Here is a 20,033-nt window from a genome sequence, read left to right as displayed (position 1 = left end):
CAGCAGTATAGGTTTGACCTTTTTTACGACTCATGTTATCTCCATTAATTTCATACTATTTTATCTATTTTAGAAATTAACTTTGCTGAATTCCTATCTTAGATATTCAGGCCATTATATTATTAGATATTTTCCAAATAAGATATTTACAATAATCCTTAATTTATTCATTTTTACTGGTACAGTTTTAGGGGTTCATTATATTATTAAGACAGATATAAAATACTAAAACTAAAAGGATTTTACTATGCACTCATTGGCACAACTTCAAAAACAACAAGTAGGGCTTAGACTTCCAGTTTATTTGGTAGAACAAATAGATGAATTTACAAAAGAATACAACTTAAATAGAACAGATATTATCATAGAGTCTATAAAATCTTATATAGAAAGATAAGAGGCACAAAAGTTATATGATGAGTTTGATACAGCTTGTAAAGAATTAAAAGAGGTTTTAGTCGACCCTAAGAAAGCTGATAAACTCCAAACACTTGATGAGTTATAGTCTCGTTGTTTTACCAACATTTTCTATAAAATTAAAAAAATTAGCTAAAAAATATAAAAAAATCAAAGTTGATTTACAAATATTACAAAAAGAGTTAATTTCCAATCCAAAAGTCGGAATAGCACTTCAACATAACTGCTATAAGATAAGAGTTCCAAATTCATCTACCTCAACAGGAGAGAGTGGAGGATTTAGATTAATGATGCAATACCAAGCCTATTAACATTTGTAGGCATTGGGTTTATTATCTTTGGTGGAGTTATGGTAGCTAAGTCTAAGTAATTGATATAATGAAGCGTCTTTAAAAAGTTAGGTTTTTACGGGCTTAGTTATTGTCTAGTTTATAGAGGAGATTTCAAAAGTTATCTTGCTAAAACTTTTTAAATAATTGTGAATGTGTTCCTATACGAAGAAGTTCAAGAGTATTATCTACAGTTCTATAAACTACAAGTAAGTCTCCACTAATATGAAGTTCTCTTGTATCTAAATACTCCCCTTGAAGTGAATGGTCTCTTGCTTCATTAGGTAAGTCTTCGTTATTTAGTAGTAATGAGATATACATAAAGAGTTTAGCGCTATTCGTAGGGTTGAGTTTTGCATTTTTTAACTCTTTTGAAAAAAGTTTATGTATAGCGATATCACGCACTTATTGAATAGCCTTTAATTCATCAAGAGTAATTTTAGTCATATTCTCGCCACTTCTTGCATCTTCAATCGCTTGCATTGTTTCTTCATTCGGTATCTTAATCTCAAATGGGATACCTCTCTCTAATACAGATTGAGATAAAAACATATTAAAAGCATCACTAAGTCCAATCCCATATGTTTTAAATATTTCTTGTGCTTTCGCTTTCATTTCAGAGTCAAGATATACGTTTGTTCTAACTTTTGCAGTCATAATATCTCCTTAATTAAAGAATTATAACACACATTGTGTGTTTTAGTCAATTTGAGTATTTATTGAAGTCATAGCATTTTGAACAACTAATCAAAGCTAAGCTTCTACTATATATAATAATGACTCTTAAAACTGAAGAAGAGTAATCGCTTCTGTTGTCTTATCAGCAGATTCTTTAAGAACAGGAAGAACCTCTTCTTTAATAAACTTAGCATCTCTGTAACTAGCATGTGCTGCTACATTCATAGCTGCTATCATCTCTCTATTTTTGTTATAAATTGGTACGGCGATGGAAATGAGACCATCTTCAACCTCTTCTTCAACCATTGCATAAGATTGATTTTTTTCAGAAAGTATTTTTTCATATAATCTTGCAGGATTAGTAATACTTCGTTTTGTATACGCAACTAAAGGAAGTGCGTCGATAAATTCCTTGAGTTCATCTTCTGGCATATGTGCCATAAAAAGTCTTCCTGTAGATGTATAGGCAGTTGGTAAACGTGTTCCTACTTGAATGCCTTCATTCATAATACGCCCAGCTGGAATGCGTAAAATGCATGTAATGTTTTCTTTATCTATAATAGAAACAGAACATGTCAGTTTACATGTCTCTACAACTTTTTTCATATTTTTTAGTGCTAAGTCTGTCCAAGGAAGAGAAGAAAAATAACTATATCCCAACTCTATAACCTTAGGAAGTAGAGAGAACTTATTTCCATTAAACGCAACATAACCTAGATGCTCTAAAGTAAGAAGTAGTCTTCTTGCACTTGCTCTCGTTATGTCAATCTTTTTAGCAACGTCGCTTACAGTCAACTCTACGTTATTATTGTCAAATGCCATAATGACTTTTAAGCCTTTAACAAATGACGTAACAATTTCTTTATCGTTTAGTAATTCCGATGACATATGCTATTTCCTTCTTTTTTTGAAATTCTACCACATCTATATAAAAAACTCTACTTTAAATCCTCAAATGCAAGACCAACATACTGCTCTGCAATAACTTTTCTACCTTCCTCTGAACTTAGGAAGTATTGAATTTCAGATGTTTCCATTTTTTTATCAAACTCATCTTTTTGATCGCCAAAATCATGAAGTAAATCTGTTAGCCACCATGAGAAACGTACACCATTCCAAATTCTTCTAAGAGCGATTGGAGAGTACTGCTCAATACAAGTCTTGTCACCCTCTTTGTAAACTCTTGTCATTATCTTATAAAGAGTAGAAACATCAGAAGCTGCAAGATTAAGACCTTTTGCACCAGTTGGTGGTACGATATGACCTGCATCACCCACTAAGAAAAGATTACCATACTGTAAAGGCTCACAAATAAATGAACGTGTAGGAACTATACTTTTTTCAATACTTGGACCAGTAATAAGATTGTCTCTTACTCCTGCTGGCATCCTCTTTTTAAACTCTGCCCAAAACTTATCATCACTCCAATCTTCAACTGTGTCTTCAAGTGGAACTTGAATATAGTATCGAGATCGTGTTTGTGATCTCATTGATGCCAATGCGAACCCTCTATCTGTCGTTGCATAGATAAGTTCAGGGTTAATTGGTTTAGTATCACTCATAAGACCTAACCAACCAAAAGGGTAAACTTTTTCATACTCAGTTTTTACATCATCAGGAATTGTTTGACGAGAGACACCATGAAAACCATCACAACCAGCAATATAATCACACTCTAATCTATACTCAAAACCATCTTTTTCATACGTGATATATGGATTATCTGATTTAACATCATGTGGCTGAACGTCATTTGCTTCATAAACAGTCTCAAGACCTCTTTTTTCTCTCTCTGCCATCATATCTCTAGTAATGTCAACTTGACCATATACAATGACACTATCATCGGTAAGTTCTTTAAGATTAAGCATCACTTCTTCATCATTAAATGAAAACATAACACTATCATGAACTTCACCTAATGTATCCATATTTTCAGCAGCCCCTGCTTCACGAACAAGTTTTGCAAAACCTTGTTCTAATACACCAGCTCTAATTCTACCAAGCACATAGTCACCTGTAACACGCTCTAAAATTACGTTATCAATACCTTGCTTATCTAATAGTAAACCTAAAAGAAGTCCTGAAGGACCTGCTCCGATGATTGCTACTTGTGTTTTTCTTGTTTGCATTTTATTTCCCTTTTTTTGTGTGAACTTAAGCTTCGAGTTTCTTTTCTAAGGCATCTAGAATTTTCATCGCGCTTAGTGCTTGTTGCACACTACAGTTTGGCTCATTTCCGTCTTTTATAGCCCTAATAAATTCTCTGTCTTGAAGTTCAATACCATTCATAGATACAGCTACATCAGATACATCGATTTGATTCTCTTTTCCATCAAATAAATCATCATAACGTGCTAAATAAGTTCCGTTATCACATATATAACGGAAGAATGTACCAAGTGGTCCATCATTGTTAAACGATAATGAAAGCGTACAGATTGCACCCGATGCACTTTTAAGACCAATACTCATATCCATAGCGATTCCAAGTTCTGGATGCTTTGGTCCTTCCATAGCTTGCACGTGAACAATCTCTTCACCAGTTTGATAAGCGAATAAATCAACTGTATGACAAGCGTGGTGCCATAGAAGATGGTCTGTCCAGCTACGAGGTTGACCTAATGCGTTTGTATTTGTTCTTCTAAAGAAGTACGTTTGAACATCCATCTGCTGAATTTTCATCTCTCCCGCTGCGATTTTGTTATGTACCCACTGATGTGATGGATTAAAACGACGAGTGTGTCCAGCCATGGCAACCATTCCAGTTTCTTTTTGAACATCAACAATTGCTTGTGCATCTTCAATAGAATCAGCCATAGGAATCTCAATCATTACATGCTTACCAGAGCGCATAATCTCTATAGCTTGCTCAGCATGAAGTTGAGTAGGTGAAGCAATAATTACAGCATCCATATCTTCTTTTAAAGACTCAGTTAAACTTGTTGTATAGTGAGGAATATTGTAATCCTCAGCAGTTTTTTGAGCACTTTGGATTCTTCTACCAACAACACTTACAACCTCCACACCATCAATTTCCTTTAATGCGTCTAAGTGTTTAATACCAAATGCGCCATTACCAACTAAACCTATTTTCATTTTTCATCCTTTTTTTTATTTTCCATAATTACTAAACCATAATGCGTATTTGAAACTGGGGCATGAGTAAAACGGTGAACTTCGTTTACCTCTTCATCCATCGCACCTCTCATTGTTAACCACATGATTGACTCAATACCTTCAGAACCTGTTTCACGAAGATACTCAGTATGAGAGATATCTTTTACAGCCATTGGATCATTTACTAACTTCTCTAACCAATCATTATCGTATTCTTCATTAATGAGACCAGCACGTTCACCTTGAAGTTGATGAGAAAGACCACCAGTGCCAAAGATAGCTACAGTAATATCTTCAGGATAAGACTCCACTGCTTTGCGGATAGCCTTACCAAGGTTATAACAACGATTTCCCGTTGGTTGTGGATACTGAACCACATTTACATACAAAGGAATTACCTGACAAGGCCATTCTTCTGGTTGATCGTACATGATTGAAAGAGGAACAGTTAAACCATGGTCTACAGGCATCTCATTTGTAATAGTCATATCAAATTCATCTAAGATGAGTGACTCAGCTATATGCCAAGACAAGGCGGCATTTCCTTCACATGAGGGAACTTGACGAGGACCATACCCTTCATCTGCTGGTTCATATCTATCAGCTACACCAATACCAAAAGTCGATATGTTCTTGAGTGAAAATGCAGAAGCATGATCATTGAAAACAATTAAACAAACATCAGGTTTAGTTTTAGCCATCCACTCACGTGCTGGAGTAATTCCTTTGATAAACGGATCCCAATATTCACCGTGCATCTTGTCGTTATCAATCACTGCACCAACAGTTGGTATATGTGAAGTACCTATTCCTGCAATTATTTTAGCCATTGTTATTCTCCTTTTTACTACGGTTACCTTTAATTGGACGACCACCATCAATCATCATCTGAGCAAAGTCAGCCTCAGTCATACCGGTTCCAGACATAGCTGCCCCTGCACCTTGCATAGAAATTCCATCGTATGCTGCTATTTTAAATGTATAGTAGATATTTCCACCGATTTGTAACATTCCTAAAAAGTCTCTTTTTAAAACAGATTGAACCTGCTCTTCACTCATAGGGAATGTTCTTAAGTATGCTTCTTCATTCGCTTTAAACTTTTCACGTCCTTGCTCAGTGTTAAGTGACATACAAAACATATTTAAATGGTAACCCTTAATTGAGTTCTCTTTATCAAAGACATATGTTCCGGGGATATCGTCGTAATCTCTTTCTTCTCTCATACCTTACTCCTTAAAAGTGCTTAGCAATATGTTGCTCAATTCTTGGATAAACTTTTCTAATGTTACCTTCAAAAATCATCTGTTTTTTCTCATCACTAATTTTAGCACCATCTATGTATCTTTTTGTATCATCAAAGAAATGTCCAGTAAGTGGATCTATCCCTCTTACTGCCCCAATCATCTCTGAAGCAAAAAGAATATTTTCAGTCGGTACTAAATCTAGCATCAAGTCAATTCCCTCTTGGTGGTATACACACGTGTCAAAATAAATATTATTCTCAATAATTGAGTTTAAGTTATCTAATTCAAGCATATCACATAAACCACGAAAGCGTCCCCAATGAAAAGGTACTGCACCACCACCATGAGGTACAACGATTTTCAACTCTGGAAAATCTTTGAAAAGTGTTTTACTCATCATCATTTGTGTAAACGCTGTAGTATCCGCACCTAAGTAGTATGATGAAGTTGTATGTAAAGTACAGTTACATGAGCCACTTACATGAATCATTCCCGGTACGTTTAACTCCACCATCTTTTCATAAAGTGGGTACCAGTATTTATCATCTAAAGGTGGAGCATCATTCCAAAAACCACCACTTGGGTCTGGATTGATATTACAACCAACAAAACCATACTCTTTTACACAACGTTCTAATTCATCAACACTTGTTTGGATACTAGCCCCTGGAGATTGGGGAAGTTGTGCAGCTCCTACAAAGTTTTTTGGAAACATTTCTACAATTCTATGAATAAGCTCATTACAATGTTCAGTCCAGTTTTTACTTGTAGTGCTATTACCGATATGATGACCCATCCAAGATGCTCTTGGAGAAAAAATTGTTAGATCAGTCCCTCTTTCCTCTTGCAATTTGAGTTGATTATTTACAATACTTTCTCTTAACTGCTCATCAGTAATATTTATTTCACCCTTAAGGTGTGCTACTAAAGGATCATTTTTAAGTTCAGCTTTTTGCTGTTCTCTATAATCACCTAACTCTTTAGGGCCTGTTGTATAATGTCCGTGACAATCTATAATCATACTTTTATCCTTACTTTAAATCTTCGAGAGTATCAACATAAACAAAACCAGCTTCTTCTAAACGAGGACGCATTTTGTATATATCTAAACCTAATATTCCAGCTTCTAATTGCTGACGTTTATCTTCTTCATTCGCTTCGCGTTTGATTGATGCTTCTAGAGTTGCCTCTGCTTTTTCTCTAGGAACAACACAAATTCCATCATCATCTGCAATCACAACATCCCCTGGCATAATGTGCTGACCGGCACACATGATAGGTACATTTACAGATCCTAGAGTATTTTTAACAGTTCCTCTGATTGATATATCTTTAGACCAAACTGGAAAATCCATTTCTTGAAGGTCTTTAGTATCACGAACACCTGCTTCAATAATAAGACCACGAACACCTTTTGCAATTGCAGAAGTAGCAAGTAAGTCACCAAAGTAACCATCAGAACATGGTGTTGTTGTAGCTATAACTAAAACATCTCCAGGTTGACATAACTCAATAGCAACATGAAGCATCCAGTTATCACCGGGTTGTGCTAAAACAGTTATAGCACTACCAGCTATTCGTTTACCTGTATAAACAGGTCTCATATGTGCTTGCATATTTCCTATACGACCTTGTGCTTCGTGTGCAGTAGCCGCACCAACTTTTGCAAGTCCATCAATAATCTCAGCATCGGCACGTTGAATATTTTTAACAGCTACGCCTAATTTTGTATGTGTTATCATTTTTTAATCCTCAAATCCGTAAAGTCTAGCAGGGTTATCTACTAAAATCTTTTTCTGTGTCTCTTCATCTGGTGCAATTAAAGGTAATAAGTCTAATAAATCTGCATCATCAGGCATATGTTCTTTAATGTTTGGATGCGGGTAATCCGTTCCCCAAAGAATTCTATCTGGTGCAATAGCAACTAAACCTTGAGCGTAAGGAACAGCATCATAAAAAGGAGCACCATGTGGAGAGATTCTCTCAGAACCAGAAATCTTAACCCACCAGTTCTCTTTTTTCATAAATTCGCAAAGAATCTTGTATGCTTCTTGGTGTACTGTTAAGTTCGTTGGAACACGACCCATATGGTCAACTACTATTGGTAAGTCAAATTTTGCAAAAAAGTCTGCATATTTAATAATATCTTCTGCATTTACATGGATAACTAAGTGCCATCCCAATGGAATGACTTTGTTAATTACATTTTCCATTTTTACCAAATCAGGTGCACCACCTAAGTGTGTTACAAAATTAAATCTAACTCCTCTAACCCCACCATCATCTAGCTCTTTAAAATCTTTTACACTAAAAGTATCGTCTGCTATACAAACTCCACGGTATGCACCGTTACTAGAAGCAATTGCATCAATCATTGCACGGTTATCAATCCCATGACAACTTGCTTGAACAAGAACTGCTCTATCTAAACCTAATGTCTTATGTAATTTTGCTAAATCCTCTTTTGGTCCATCTGGTGGCCAATATGTAGCCTTATCAGAGTAGGGAAATATTTCATGTGGACCAAAAACATGACAGTGTGCATCACAAGCATTTTTAGGTGCTTTGTATTTTGGCGTACTTGTATTTTTATTTGGAGCCATACAGCTTTTTTTCTTCATATATTTTCCTTTTAATTATAATTTTGAGAGGGGTAATACACTTCCCCTTTACATAAAATGCGTGCAGTTCTAAGTAGGCCTGCTTTTTTAATTACTAAATCACCTTTAGACTCATCACATATAAGCTCAACTGAGAATTCACCAGATGGATGTTCAACTGACATTTGTTTGTTAAGTTTTTGTGGAACTACAGAGATAGCATGCGCTACAGTTTTAGGAAATATACAAGCTGTTGCAACAGATACTGCGCCTAAAACACCAATAGATGAGTGACAAGTATGTGGTATAAATGTTCGAGTACATATATTACCACCCTCTCTTGGCTCTGAAATAAGCGTCATTTTTGGGATTACCTTAGATGTAACATCTCCCAATCCCATACGCGTTCCAGCTTCTAAACGAATAGACTCTACTTTTGCTAAAAGTTCTTTGTCTAAACTAAGTTCAGGGCATGTCTCATAACCATTTTTACCTAAATCATTTGCTCGTATAACAACTACGGGCATACCATTATCAATACAAGTTACATTAACACCATCAATCTTTTCACTGTACTTTCCAGTAGGGAAGAGTGAACCACAGATAGAACCTGCTATATCTAAATAACGACATATCACGGGAGCTGCACTTCCCGGAACGCCATCAATTTTAGTATTTCCTTCATATTCTATTTCTCCATTTGGTGTCTGCACCACTAATTCGCAAATTTTGTCACTATTGAGCATATTTACTCTTATCATAGTTGTCTCATCGTGAATTTTAACCATGCCAGACTCAATAGCAAAAGCACCAACTCCTGAGAGTATATTTCCACAATTAGGTGTGCTATCTACTCTATTTTGACCAACAACTACTTGTACAAACAAATAGTCAACATCTACATCTTCTTTCGTAGATGGACCAACAATAGCAACTTTACTTGTTAATGGATGTGATCCACCAAGTCCATCAATCTGTCTATCATCACGACCCATAACACTTAAAAGTATCTCGTCCCTTTGCTTTACATCAGAGGGTAAATCAGATGCTTTAATAAAAACACCCTTTGAACTTCCACCTCTAATTTGCATAATTGGTAATCTATTTAGCAATTGTTAATTCCTTCATTTGCGAACACTTGTTCGAAAATTATAACTATAAAATCCTAATTTAGCAAATATTTAGTCAAAAAAGTTTATTTTGCGCACAAGTGTTCGTTTTTGTAACATAAGAGTGTAAAATATACTTTGAAATTTTGCACTGTATATTAATGGGATTATTGGGATTTGAGAAAGTTTCTAAATTAAGGGATTGTTCTTTTTGAATGTATAGGGTTCATCAATTCATTCTTGATATAGCCCTAGTACTTCTTATATTTACTTAGCTCTGAATTAAATTTCGCTTTTGAAATGTTTATTGATAAGTGTTCTCATGTCTCTTCTTTGGATCCGCAAGTCTGGAGATTTTTCCTAAAAATCGTTTAACTGGTGAAATTAAAAACCAAATAAACACAAAAATATGGATAGGGGTAATATCCCCCCTCCACGCTTGCTGGAGGATATGCAGCATTAAAATAAATGCTACGGCCTCTAATATTATAAATAGTATGGGGAGGACTTTACTTCCCGACCTTCTTATATGTTTCGCCATAATATATTCCTTTTTTTCAAAAGATATAATGTCGTAATATTTTCAATTCCTTGTAATGCTTATTTCATAATGATTTATTACAACTACTTATTAAATAGTAGCATAAAACTGCAAAGTATTACAAATAGTTATGTATTAATGAAAAAGTGATTAATCTCTAATTAAAGGACTTATAGAAGATTTAATTAATATGGGGATTAAGGAGTTAGTATTTAGTCGACTTATAAGATTGATTAGCTTTTTTATGTTCTAGTCTCATATCCAACATTTTGAGCTTGTCATCAAGAGGGTAGATTTTTCTAGCCTCTTTGATCTCTTTTATAACTGCATCTAAATTAATATTTGGATTATCTATATCAACCTTCATAAACTTTTTTTGTATTGCATGTAAAGGATGTGAGTCATGTGGTATTTGCTTCTTTTCATAGGCAACAAAAAAAGAACCTATAGTTACAATAATTAGAAAAACTAGTACTACAACAAATCTCACTAGACTACTTCAATACTCGCATCAGCAATTTCTATCACGTCACCCGCAATAATCTTTGCACGCTTACGTAATTCTGCTTCACCATTACGATTCACATATCCCTCTGCTATAAGATGCTTTGCTTGTGCTCCACTATCTACTAGATCTAAAACTTTGAGTAATTTAAACAGCTCTATATAATCGTCTTTTAATTCGTATTTCATGATGTTAACCTTTTATGTATGACATAATATCAAAGAAACATTTAAAACTTCGAGTGCTATAATCAAGTATTATGATTATAGGTTCTCCTTCATTCGCAAATATCAGCTCTAGCTACACAATTAAACTCAATGAGGAAGAATCTCTTGAGTTTAAAAAAGAAAAAGTAGTTGATAACCCCAATGAGCTAAAAAAAGAAGAAATTAAAGAGATAGAGAATAAATCTTCTATAAAAAGCTCTGCCTCAAAAGAACTTAGCGAAGGTGAAGAGCAGCTTGTTAAAGATCTAGGTACTCGAGATGCTGAAGTAAGAGCCCACGAAGCAGCACACCAATCAGCTGGCGGGGGAATGACTGGAGCCGCAAGCTTTACCTACCAGCAAGGTCCAGATGGCAAGATGTACGCCATAGGTGGTGAAGTTTCTATTTCTATGAAAGGTGGATCAACTCCCGAAGAAACCATTGCAAATGCGAGACAAATCGCATCTGCCGCGATGGCAGCAGCTGAACCAAGTTCACAAGATTTTGCAGTCGCTTCAAGTGCTAGAGTGATGGAGATGAAAGCACAACAGCAATTGGCAAAAGAACAAAGAGAAGAAACTCTTGGTATAGAAACTTACTCGAACTCTGCTAGTGATGAAAACACCGAGAATAAGGATAATAGAAGTTCTGTAAAACCCTTTAATATTTCAGCTTAAACACTTCTTTTTTACACAATTAATACATAATCTAAGTGATTGAGATGGTACAGAAGTACACCTAATTAAATCGAATTTCTAAATAAAGGGATAATGGTCGTAGTCGCTAAATTGATGGAGAGAGAGACTACCTACAAAGAAGAAGTATGTAAGTAATACCTGCTTTAGTGGATTGTTTCACCCAATAGAGGGTGGAACGAAAAATGATAACACAAGTTTATAAATCAATAAAAATGAAACTCTCAGGCAAAGTCTACTGTCCTCCCCTAACACAACGAACATAATTTCTATCCGTCTTATCGTCGGAGCTATCATAGCCAAAGTCAAAACTAACCCACCACGCACGGCCTATATCGCTAGCTTTGGTAGTAGAACTCCAGTAATGGTTAGAGGTGGTATTTCCAAACACATTGCTTATCGAAGTATGGCTATCCGTATCCTTCACGATAGAGGTCAATTCGTTTATGTTTGGCAATCTCCAGTCACTCTGTGAACCTAGAGTTGAGGCTTCACAATAGTCTATAGCATTCTGCCATGACATAGTTGTTGGCGTTACGTCATCTTGCCATACCAAACTGGTTGTGCTGTCTGTTACCATATCATTACTGCGGGTAAATCCCGCATAACTTAGACTAAATGTGATTAAAATTAAAAGGATTGCTTTCATATATCTTTCCTACCTTGTTAAATAAATTCCAGCTATTTGTATGCTTGATACGCCCTACAAATGAAGCTATGTTCGAACTTTCAAAAACTCTTGAGAGTCTTTAACTCTTTTTCTAAAATAAGCGTGCTTATCAAATCCCCATACTTCTCTACCAGTTACCTTAAAGATTAGGTATCAACAATTTCACATCTGTAGGATTACTCTACTGTCCTAACACAACGAACAAAACTACCGTCACCGGAGGCTTTATTGTCTAGGTTCGTATGGCCATCGCTGAAGTAAACAATCCAGCCACGGTCAGTATTTCCCGTAAGCGTAGTAGAAGTCCAGTGATGGTCCTCCCCGGTATGCTGAAATATAGGATTTATAGATGGATAATAATGTCCGTAATCAATTAAGCTAACCAGCTCTTTTCTTGTCGGAACTCTCCAGTCTTTGTAACCGTCCAGAACTAAACCTGAACATAAAGTTTCCGCTGCTTTCCATGTCAGGAAAGAAGTCACTGCATCATCCTGCCACATTAGGTTTGTGACGTTGTCTATAACAGTACCATTTACATCATCACGAGTATAACTAACTGTAACCCCACTTTGATAGGAGCCATCATCCTTCACGCTCCCATCTGTTACTATACTTGCCTGTGTTATTATATTCCACCACTCATCTGAATCACTGTAGATATTTGTATCATAGCTATTTGTTTGTCCTGTTTTTTTAAGCGTTGACGTTGGAGCTGCGATTGTTTCAGCCAAAGGGATGACACAATCAGAATTTCCCTTTACCCAATACCCTTCACCTTTAGTAAGTAAAGTTATCGGAGTCATACTGTTATTATAATTTACCGCATTGGCTACGTGTATCTGCCACTCTAGATTATTTATATCTGTAGTGTCATATTTCCAGACGTAGTCTATACATGTACTGTCAAAAATTGAAGTATTTATATCTTGCGTAGCGCCTAGAAGTTGCCAACCACTTTTGATGTTAATGTCTGCCCTTAACATTGTGCTAAAAAGTACTAACCCGATGGCTACAATTGAGGTTTTTTTCATGGTTTATTGCCTTTTTTAAATTTATTAAACTGCTGGTGGAGCCGGTGGTGCGTCTAGTTCTATTGCCGAATTCGGATCAACTGCTGGTGCTGACTCTGGTACGCGGGCAATACTTATAGTTACATCTACACTTGAACTGTCTCCTAGACTATTTGTTGCATAAACACTCAAGACATGAGTAGTGCTATTATTCTCATAATCAAATGTTATTTTGGTAGAGATAGATCCTTTTGTGTTTATATCAAAGTTAGTTGTATCACTGAGAGTAAAACTTAGTATGGAACTTCCTTCAGCGGTTACCGTTATATTTCCAACTACGGTCCCTATGCTTGCGTCTTCATCTATGGAGGTTGTAAAAGCTACTAAGGTTGGTTTTGTATCGAGTACATTAACAAGAAGAATAGTTACACTCTGAGTATCAGTTAAACCACCATCACTTACCAGTGCTGTAAAAGTATAAGAAGCTTGCGCTATCTCAAAGTCTGGAGCAGATTTAAAAGTAACTACACCTGTAGAGCTGTCAATATTAAAAAAATCAACATCAGTTCCCCCTATACTGTAAATTAAAGTGTCTCCATCATTATCTGTTGCATCTATATCTATAGCCCTAGTTTGATTCTCATTTACACTCGCTGTTGCACTTGAAGTTATAGCTGGTCTAGTATTTGTCGGTGTTGTAGTTACTGGCACTGTTGGATTTCCGTTCTCATCAATACTAAGTTCTGAAAAAGTCTCATCAAGGTGAGTCTGTGCTTCACCTTCATTCACAAGAACTGTATCGCTACCCAATACTTCTTGAATATCTTCGTCAAATGTTGGCGAGGTAAAATCAATAGTTCCAAGACTAGCTAACTGTTCTTCATCTATTTCAATTCCGTTACTTGGGTCGCCATCACTATCAAGTGTTTGTAGTAATTGTGCAAAGTTAAGTGAAGCTGCTGGATTACCAGAGAATAATACACTAGGTGTAACAATAGCTGTAGCTGGAACTTCTCCTAAGTATGTACCTCCAAGAGAAAAGCTTACAGTATCTCCAATTGAACAAGTAAACTCACCTAAGCTATTTGTTGTGCCACTATTACCAGAACTACAAGTGTAATTAAGTCCTGCTACTGCAGCATCTACAAATACACCTGTAATAGTTGGTATTTTTATACAACGCACTGGAGCTGCAGTTGTTCTCGTAGTTAAACTGTATGATGCAGATGTCTCGTTATATTTTAATGTTTTCGTAAAACCACTTGAAGATGGAGTACTTGATTGTAAGTAGCCATTAATATTTTTGTTTTTCATAGGACCAGATTTAGTACGTTGACCACTCAAAGGAATGTTGAGGATGTTTTCATCTGTAGATACTGTTTCTGTTAAGAGTTCATCTATCGTTGGAACTTCATACCCTGTTGGACATATATCCCAATCTGTACTTCTTAATGCTCCACTACTGTCTGCCTCAGTCCAATCCGATTGAGATATTACAAACTTGTCACTATCAGTTGTTAAAGAGGAAAATGCTTTTAAGCTAATTACACTTCCTAATTTTTCATGACCATCTGCATCTCTACCCCATTGGTAGTAGTCTCCATAACACTCTGCATCTTTACTTGTAGTACAGTTTGTTCTAGCACCTATATTTCTATCCAGCCATGTTCTTCCTGTTATTTCTGAACTTATTGTGCTGTATTTTAAATTATTATGTTGAAACTGCCAATCATCGTTTATTATAGATATTGCACTTTGAGCATCACTTCTTAAGTCATTTATTTGATTGATTCTATCTGTTGCTGTGGATGCTTCTATTGTAATATCTTTTAGAACTTCGATAGAAGCTAAATAAGCTGGATCATTTTCAGGGTTTTGAGAGTCTTGTACATTTGTAAGTATGCCAAGTGAGTTCGTAAAATTTACGGCTACTGCTACTTTATTTGTTATGAGGTTTTGTCTTTGTATGGCAGCTTGTACTTTTTCTGGGGATAAGTTTGGATAGTTTGCTGCTGTTAAGTCTGTACTAAGAGATGCATCTATAAATTCTGCTACTACGTCACTTCTAGATATCCCATTATTTATTAAGTCCGTCCAGTATGCTATACCTACTGTATCTCCTTCTTGACCTAGGGAGTTTATATATATTGCTTTTACAAAAGCTTCATTACCCATACTGCTATATCTTGAAGTAAATGTAGGATGTGTTGCAAAGCCTGATGCAAGATCTTTGAGTACAACTAATACATCTATACCACTTGCCTCTGCATTTTTTCCCTGAGTTTTCCAATACGTTAAACCTTCCTCATCTGCTGCTCTGTTAAAGAATGAAATATAAAGTCCTGATATTTTATCTTCTATTGTTACTGCAAATGTGTTTGTTGGGAAAGTAATAGCCGATATCAGGGCTATGCTTAATAGGGATGTTTTTAGTTTATTCATCGGTTTACTCTTTATACATAGATATCATCATAATACCTAAATTATATAATGTTTCTCTCCTATTATAAAAACTTAAGTGCGTATCTAAATAGTATCTTTTAAATAAATTGTTTGAAGTGTATTATTGAAAGTATTACTACATTTGTATAGTTACATGGTTTTAGTGTTACTTTGTGACTATTTATAGCGTCAATAGAATTGGATAATAAAGCTTCTCTAGAACCTTTTGGTATTTCTACCTAAATTTCAAAAATACTATACTTTAGTAAAAAAATACAATAATATTAAGTTCTATAAAGTTTAACTATACTAGTATTCAATATAGGATAAAATGTGAAATTTCTGAAATATCTATTATTACTAATATCAATACATATTTATGCAGCTGATACGATAAAATCCTATGTGTTGATAGGACAGAACTATGCGCAGCAAACAATAGGTAGTAATCTATTCCAAGACGTGGCTATTAAAAGAAAACTTATGTCATTCTCCGCATTGGTAGATTTTAAAGAGTTTCAATTCTATGCCAGTTACAAGCACAGTCCTTATCAGCAGATTGGTTCGGGTACTCTTAATAATGATGTTCAAATTGATTTTTTTCAAAAGGCATATCAACTTGAAACAGGTTTTAGTAGAAAATTCTATCTTAGTGATAACTTCTTTATTGCACCTGCATTAATCTATTTTCATACCGCACAGCACAATACAAAAAAAATTTCAATACAAGAGATACAGAAAAAAAAAGTCGACCAAGATTTACGTCCCTATCTTTATATGAGATATCGTGTATTTAAATCTACTGTACTTTATACCAATATCCAATTAGATAACGATTTAACCTCCAATGATAATGAAACTGAGTATAATCAGTATCCATTTTCAATAGCACTTTACCAATCGATTACCCCGAAGATTTTTCTTCATATACAGTATCAACAAAACCTCAAAGATAGACCTATCTTTGGAAGTGAAATTAGCGATAAACAGTCAAAAATTTATACATTAGGGATCGGTTTTGAATTTTAAAATTTTATTACTGCTCTTGTTACCAATAATTCTTTTTTCAAAAGGTTTTGAACTTCAAACTCAAATGAAAGGTCTTGATACCACTAATATGATAGCAGTGTATGAGGACCCAACAAGAGAACTCACTATTGAGCAAGTCAAAAAGCAATCTTTTAAGATACAAAAAAAGAATATAACAAATTATGGAGTATCCTCTTCGGTGTACTGGATTCGTTTGAAGATACATAATCCTCAATCTCAAAATTTGACTTGGAGTATAAAATTTTTATTTGGACTATTTGATCACATGGAAATGTGGCAATATGCTGATGATCAGTTACTTTTACATACTCTCAAAGGGGATCATCATATTGATCCTGAAGTCATTCCTTTTAATGAACGTACTGTATTTACATTTAACACGGAAGCAAATGTACACAATACAGTCTACTTTAAAATATCTCATGATAAAGCTGGACTTATAGAGATGTTCAATACCATTTGGACTCAAGATGAACTAAATGCCAATTCACAAATTTTCACAATAATGCTTACTGCTATATTTACAGCCTTGATAGTGTTATTTTTTTATAACTTATTTATCTATTTTGTTTTAAAAAATAGAGTCTATTTTTGGTATGTTCTCTATCTAATTGGTGTCATGCTTGTTATGACTACATTCAATCAACTCGGTTCACATTTTATCTGGAGTAAGTGGTTTCAGGTTGAAGATATTATGCCTTTTGTAGGTTTTGTTATGGCAAATGCATCATTTTTAATGTTTACTCGTGTCTTTTTAGAAACCAAAAAAAGATTAAAACGTATCGATATTTTTCTTCTTACATTGATAGCCATTGATCTTTTAGCCCTTCTATTTGCCTTAGCTGATTTTCGTATAATAGCAATAAAATTAATAGGACTTATAGGTTTTTCATTCGCTTTTTTTCCTCTGTTTGGACTTTATCTCTGGAATAAAGGCTTTACTATTGCCCGGGGGTATACACTAGCTACCGCAATTTTAAGTATTACAATGACTATGTCTATCTTACGATTCACTGGACTTGTTCCTACAACTGAGTTTATGTTCTGGATGATTAGATTAGGGTTTGTTATAGAAGGGATCCTCCTCGCTATAGCCTTAGCTGACCGGATTAATATTATTGAACGTTCTTATCATAGTTTACAGGATAAGCTGACACATAAACTAGAAAGTGAAGTTGAAAAACGTACTCTAGAACTCGAAGAAGCAAAAAAGATTGCTGAAAACCTTGCTCGAAAAGATATGCTTACAGGAGTTTGGAATCGTCGAGCATTTAGTGAGATGAGTGAAAAATTACTTCAAGATTCAAAGCGACATGATATACCACTATCTCTTATCATGATTGATATAGACAAATTTAAGAATATTAATGATAATTATGGTCATAAAGCGGGGGATATTGTTCTAACATCATTTGCCAAAAACTTAAGTGTACAAACCCGAGATTCCGATCTCTTATCAAGAATCGGTGGTGAAGAATTTGTTATAGTCCTTCCTCATTCTAATCTTGCTGATGCCACAAAAAAAGCAGAACACTTTAGACTAGATACTCAAGCACAGCCTATCAATGTTAAGGATACGATATTAAATATAACAGTAAGTATAGGTGTTGCTCAATTTAATCCTAAACAAGATTCACTTGACACTTTACTTGCTAGAGCTGATAAAGCAATGTATTATGTTAAGTCACATGGAAGAGATGGTGTTCATAGTATACAATACTAAGAACCCCTTCGAAACTTTTGATATTTTAGCTTAACTTTTCATTTCCCTAAATAATTCATACTCTCTATTATTTACAGCATTAGTAACCATAATATCAGGCATTAAACTTGCATCTATCCAACCACCAGCAGGACTCATCATTTCCAAAGTATCTTCGTGTTTTAATTTTTCAATTTTATGTTTTGTTAACATTTCTTTCTTTATTGTAGTATCCAAGTCATCAAAGTTTACTTCATGCCTGTAATATATAGTTTTTGCACAATGGTTGAAATCTTGACACCAGCCAGGTTTACCAGCTTCAGTGTAATGGACTCTTTGTCCATTGTCGTATTGGACTTCAAATATATAGTAGCCATCTACTCTAAGCGATTTAGCTAATGCAAAAACCACTTTTCCTAAACCAAATACAATCGAATACATTTCATCATTTAATTTTATGTCTACAAATTTATTCATATGCTTCCCTTAAATATAATTAATTAAATTATAACCATATATAAAAAATGAATGTATTAATTTCTGATTAAATATACATCACTTAACTCTATGCTTCTTGATTGAGGAGAGAAAAACCGAATCCCATCATGACCTTGTCAACCATTTCTATGGATGCCTGCATAGTTTTTTGCGAAATTTCAGGAAGTTTACCTCCCCACATCGCTTCAGCTTCTTTAAATCCCTGAATCATTCCCGCACGACCAGCACGTAACTTATCTTCATCACCACCAGCACCATTTATAACAAAATTAGCAATACGCTCTGAAGTTTGAGTAATTCCAAATATTCCATCTTCACTTACAAGTTGGGCTGCTTCATTTTGCGAAAGATCTCCGATAGGTTTTCCTGAATATCCAACATCTTGTAAAAAACCTTGGAATTGACTATACATATCAACTGAATTGTTATTTGTTCTAACAACAGTTGCTTGAAGTGATGTAGAATCAAACATAATAGCTTTAGAATTTTCAGAAATTTGTGCTCTAATTTCAAGTGCTTCTTCTTTGGAAATCTTTTGAGTAAAGTTGGTTTGTATGTCCTTGTACCCTGCTTCGTCTATTTTTGTCTTAGCTATATTACCTACATTTATATTGGGTGTAGGCATTTTTGCATTTATGTTCATAACTAATCCTTTTTATTTTGGGCTTATTATTCTTCCTTATAATATCGACAAATAAATTTAAAATTTAAAATTTAAAAATTACTTGCATATTATCTCTCAAATTCGATATAATTATTTTGATGAAAGATGAGGATTAAAAGTTCATCTTTAGTGTGTGATTTTGTAATTTTGCTCAATTGTTACCTAAAGACTCTCCAAATTTCGACTCCACTTCTACAATGAAGTGATTATTTTATACAAAAAGGTATTACGATGGCAGAATTACAAGACGGTTCAGTTAAATGGTTTAACGAAGAAAAAGGTTATGGTTTCATAGAGCAAGACAATGGTGGAAAAGATGTATTCGTACATTTCCGTCAAGTTAACAACTCTGGTCATGGTCGTGTTTCTTTAGCTGAAGGTCAAAAAGTTACTTTCGAAGTTGGTGAAGGTCAAAAAGGCCCTCAAGCTGAGAACGTAACTCCACTTTAGGACTTACACACTGTTTAAATTACAGGCTCTTTACCTGTAATTTATCTTCTCCTCTTCTAGAAAATCTATTTAATTTTATAACTTTTACTTATCCAAATTTCA

Annotated in this window: 25 protein-coding genes; 6 read left to right on the top strand and 19 right to left on the bottom strand. The window is 34.7% G+C overall.

What is annotated here, in order from left to right; translation table 11 throughout:
• Window positions 1–247: 247 nt before the first annotated feature.
• The gene (locus tag ACI9TV_RS08700; protein WP_415250390.1) at window positions 248–397 is read left to right on the top strand and encodes a hypothetical protein; all 150 of its coding nucleotides are present in this window, start codon (window positions 248–250) and stop codon (window positions 395–397) included.
• A 97-nt stretch (window positions 398–494) separates the two neighbouring features.
• Window positions 495–728, top strand: coding sequence for a hypothetical protein (locus ACI9TV_RS08695; protein ID WP_415250389.1), 234 nt, complete (start codon window positions 495–497; stop codon window positions 726–728).
• Window positions 729–875: 147 nt separating this feature from the next.
• Here ACI9TV_RS08695 and ACI9TV_RS08690 read toward each other — a convergent pair whose 3' ends face one another.
• The 14 genes from ACI9TV_RS08690 to ACI9TV_RS08625 all read right to left on the bottom strand — a co-directional run bounded on the left by ACI9TV_RS08690 (window position 876) and on the right by ACI9TV_RS08625 (window position 10,732).
• Entirely contained in the window at window positions 876–1,151 is a 276-nt protein-coding gene (locus ACI9TV_RS08690; protein WP_415250388.1) for a type II toxin-antitoxin system YafQ family toxin, read from the bottom strand.
• A complete protein-coding gene (locus ACI9TV_RS08685) occupies window positions 1,152–1,403 on the bottom strand; it encodes a type II toxin-antitoxin system RelB/DinJ family antitoxin (protein ID WP_415250387.1) in 252 nt (83 codons plus the stop codon).
• 126 nt (window positions 1,404–1,529) lie between these two features.
• On the bottom strand, window positions 1,530–2,312 hold the full coding sequence (locus ACI9TV_RS08680; protein WP_415250386.1) for an IclR family transcriptional regulator C-terminal domain-containing protein: 783 nt from the start codon (window positions 2,310–2,312) through the stop codon (window positions 1,530–1,532).
• A gap of 50 nt (window positions 2,313–2,362) precedes the next feature.
• Window positions 2,363–3,556: a 4-hydroxybenzoate 3-monooxygenase gene (gene pobA / locus ACI9TV_RS08675; RefSeq protein WP_415250385.1), complete on the bottom strand. Its 1,194-nt coding sequence runs from the start codon at window positions 3,554–3,556 to the stop codon at window positions 2,363–2,365.
• A gap of 25 nt (window positions 3,557–3,581) precedes the next feature.
• On the bottom strand, window positions 3,582–4,523 hold the full coding sequence (locus ACI9TV_RS08670) for a Gfo/Idh/MocA family oxidoreductase (RefSeq protein ID WP_415250384.1): 942 nt from the start codon (window positions 4,521–4,523) through the stop codon (window positions 3,582–3,584).
• Complete coding sequence (locus ACI9TV_RS08665) at window positions 4,520–5,374, bottom strand: class III extradiol dioxygenase subunit beta (RefSeq protein ID WP_415250383.1); 855 nt, start codon at window positions 5,372–5,374, stop codon at window positions 4,520–4,522. The genes ACI9TV_RS08670 and ACI9TV_RS08665 overlap by 4 nt, the downstream gene beginning before the upstream one ends.
• Window positions 5,367–5,768: a protocatechuate 4,5-dioxygenase subunit alpha gene (gene ligA, locus ACI9TV_RS08660; protein WP_415250382.1), complete on the bottom strand. Its 402-nt coding sequence runs from the start codon at window positions 5,766–5,768 to the stop codon at window positions 5,367–5,369. Before ligA ends, ACI9TV_RS08665 begins: the two co-directional genes overlap by 8 nt.
• A 10-nt stretch (window positions 5,769–5,778) precedes the next feature.
• Window positions 5,779–6,810, bottom strand: a complete 1,032-nt coding sequence (locus tag ACI9TV_RS08655) for an amidohydrolase family protein (protein WP_415250381.1) — start codon at window positions 6,808–6,810, stop codon at window positions 5,779–5,781.
• Window positions 6,811–6,820: 10 nt separating this feature from the next.
• Entirely contained in the window at window positions 6,821–7,531 is a 711-nt protein-coding gene (locus ACI9TV_RS08650) for a 4-carboxy-4-hydroxy-2-oxoadipate aldolase/oxaloacetate decarboxylase (RefSeq protein WP_415250380.1), read from the bottom strand.
• A gap of 3 nt (window positions 7,532–7,534) precedes the next feature.
• Window positions 7,535–8,410: an amidohydrolase family protein gene (locus ACI9TV_RS08645; protein WP_415250379.1), complete on the bottom strand. Its 876-nt coding sequence runs from the start codon at window positions 8,408–8,410 to the stop codon at window positions 7,535–7,537.
• Between the two features lie 11 nt (window positions 8,411–8,421).
• Window positions 8,422–9,501 carry a 4-oxalomesaconate tautomerase gene (locus ACI9TV_RS08640; protein WP_415250378.1) on the bottom strand — a complete coding sequence of 360 codons (1,080 nt, stop codon included), beginning with the start codon at window positions 9,499–9,501 and terminating at the stop codon, window positions 8,422–8,424.
• A gap of 301 nt (window positions 9,502–9,802) precedes the next feature.
• On the bottom strand, window positions 9,803–10,039 hold the full coding sequence (locus ACI9TV_RS08635; RefSeq protein WP_415250377.1) for a hypothetical protein: 237 nt from the start codon (window positions 10,037–10,039) through the stop codon (window positions 9,803–9,805).
• Window positions 10,040–10,244: 205 nt separating this feature from the next.
• A complete protein-coding gene (locus tag ACI9TV_RS08630; protein WP_415250376.1) occupies window positions 10,245–10,529 on the bottom strand; it encodes a hypothetical protein in 285 nt (94 codons plus the stop codon).
• Complete coding sequence (locus tag ACI9TV_RS08625) at window positions 10,529–10,732, bottom strand: RNA-binding S4 domain-containing protein (protein ID WP_415250375.1); 204 nt, start codon at window positions 10,730–10,732, stop codon at window positions 10,529–10,531. The genes ACI9TV_RS08630 and ACI9TV_RS08625 overlap by 1 nt, the downstream gene beginning before the upstream one ends.
• A gap of 71 nt (window positions 10,733–10,803) precedes the next feature.
• Here ACI9TV_RS08625 and ACI9TV_RS08620 point away from each other — a divergent pair, with 71 nt between their 5' ends.
• Entirely contained in the window at window positions 10,804–11,427 is a 624-nt protein-coding gene (locus ACI9TV_RS08620; protein ID WP_415250374.1) for a putative metalloprotease CJM1_0395 family protein, read from the top strand.
• A 253-nt stretch (window positions 11,428–11,680) separates the two neighbouring features.
• Here ACI9TV_RS08620 and ACI9TV_RS08615 read toward each other — a convergent pair whose 3' ends face one another.
• The 3 genes from ACI9TV_RS08615 to ACI9TV_RS08605 form a co-directional block, all read right to left on the bottom strand.
• Window positions 11,681–12,094, bottom strand: coding sequence for a DUF1566 domain-containing protein (locus ACI9TV_RS08615; RefSeq protein ID WP_415250372.1), 414 nt, complete (start codon window positions 12,092–12,094; stop codon window positions 11,681–11,683).
• Between the two features lie 197 nt (window positions 12,095–12,291).
• Window positions 12,292–13,146, bottom strand: a complete 855-nt coding sequence (locus tag ACI9TV_RS08610; RefSeq protein WP_415250371.1) for a DUF1566 domain-containing protein — start codon at window positions 13,144–13,146, stop codon at window positions 12,292–12,294.
• A gap of 24 nt (window positions 13,147–13,170) precedes the next feature.
• Window positions 13,171–15,567 carry a DUF4214 domain-containing protein gene (locus ACI9TV_RS08605; protein WP_415250370.1) on the bottom strand — a complete coding sequence of 799 codons (2,397 nt, stop codon included), beginning with the start codon at window positions 15,565–15,567 and terminating at the stop codon, window positions 13,171–13,173.
• 333 nt (window positions 15,568–15,900) lie between these two features.
• On the opposite strand from ACI9TV_RS08605, the gene ACI9TV_RS08600 reads away from it, so the two are divergent.
• The gene (locus ACI9TV_RS08600; RefSeq protein ID WP_415250369.1) at window positions 15,901–16,596 is read left to right on the top strand and encodes a hypothetical protein; all 696 of its coding nucleotides are present in this window, start codon (window positions 15,901–15,903) and stop codon (window positions 16,594–16,596) included.
• Window positions 16,586–18,340, top strand: a complete 1,755-nt coding sequence (locus ACI9TV_RS08595; protein WP_415250368.1) for a diguanylate cyclase — start codon at window positions 16,586–16,588, stop codon at window positions 18,338–18,340. The genes ACI9TV_RS08600 and ACI9TV_RS08595 overlap by 11 nt, the downstream gene beginning before the upstream one ends.
• A 30-nt stretch (window positions 18,341–18,370) precedes the next feature.
• On the opposite strand, the gene ACI9TV_RS08590 is transcribed toward ACI9TV_RS08595, so the two are convergent.
• Both ACI9TV_RS08590 and ACI9TV_RS08585 read right to left on the bottom strand, forming a co-directional pair.
• Window positions 18,371–18,796: a hypothetical protein gene (locus ACI9TV_RS08590; protein WP_415250367.1), complete on the bottom strand. Its 426-nt coding sequence runs from the start codon at window positions 18,794–18,796 to the stop codon at window positions 18,371–18,373.
• Between the two features lie 88 nt (window positions 18,797–18,884).
• Complete coding sequence (locus ACI9TV_RS08585) at window positions 18,885–19,460, bottom strand: hypothetical protein (RefSeq protein WP_415250366.1); 576 nt, start codon at window positions 19,458–19,460, stop codon at window positions 18,885–18,887.
• Window positions 19,461–19,712: 252 nt separating this feature from the next.
• Here ACI9TV_RS08585 and ACI9TV_RS08580 point away from each other — a divergent pair, with 252 nt between their 5' ends.
• Complete coding sequence (locus ACI9TV_RS08580) at window positions 19,713–19,931, top strand: cold-shock protein (protein ID WP_415250365.1); 219 nt, start codon at window positions 19,713–19,715, stop codon at window positions 19,929–19,931.
• Window positions 19,932–20,033 lie beyond the last annotated feature (102 nt).

Source organism: Sulfurimonas sp. (genome assembly GCF_047622445.1).
In the GTDB taxonomy this organism is placed as follows: Bacteria; Campylobacterota; Campylobacteria; order Campylobacterales; family Sulfurimonadaceae; genus Sulfurimonas.
Note: the sequence above shows the minus strand (reverse complement) of the source record. Positions and strands in the feature narration are given on the sequence as shown.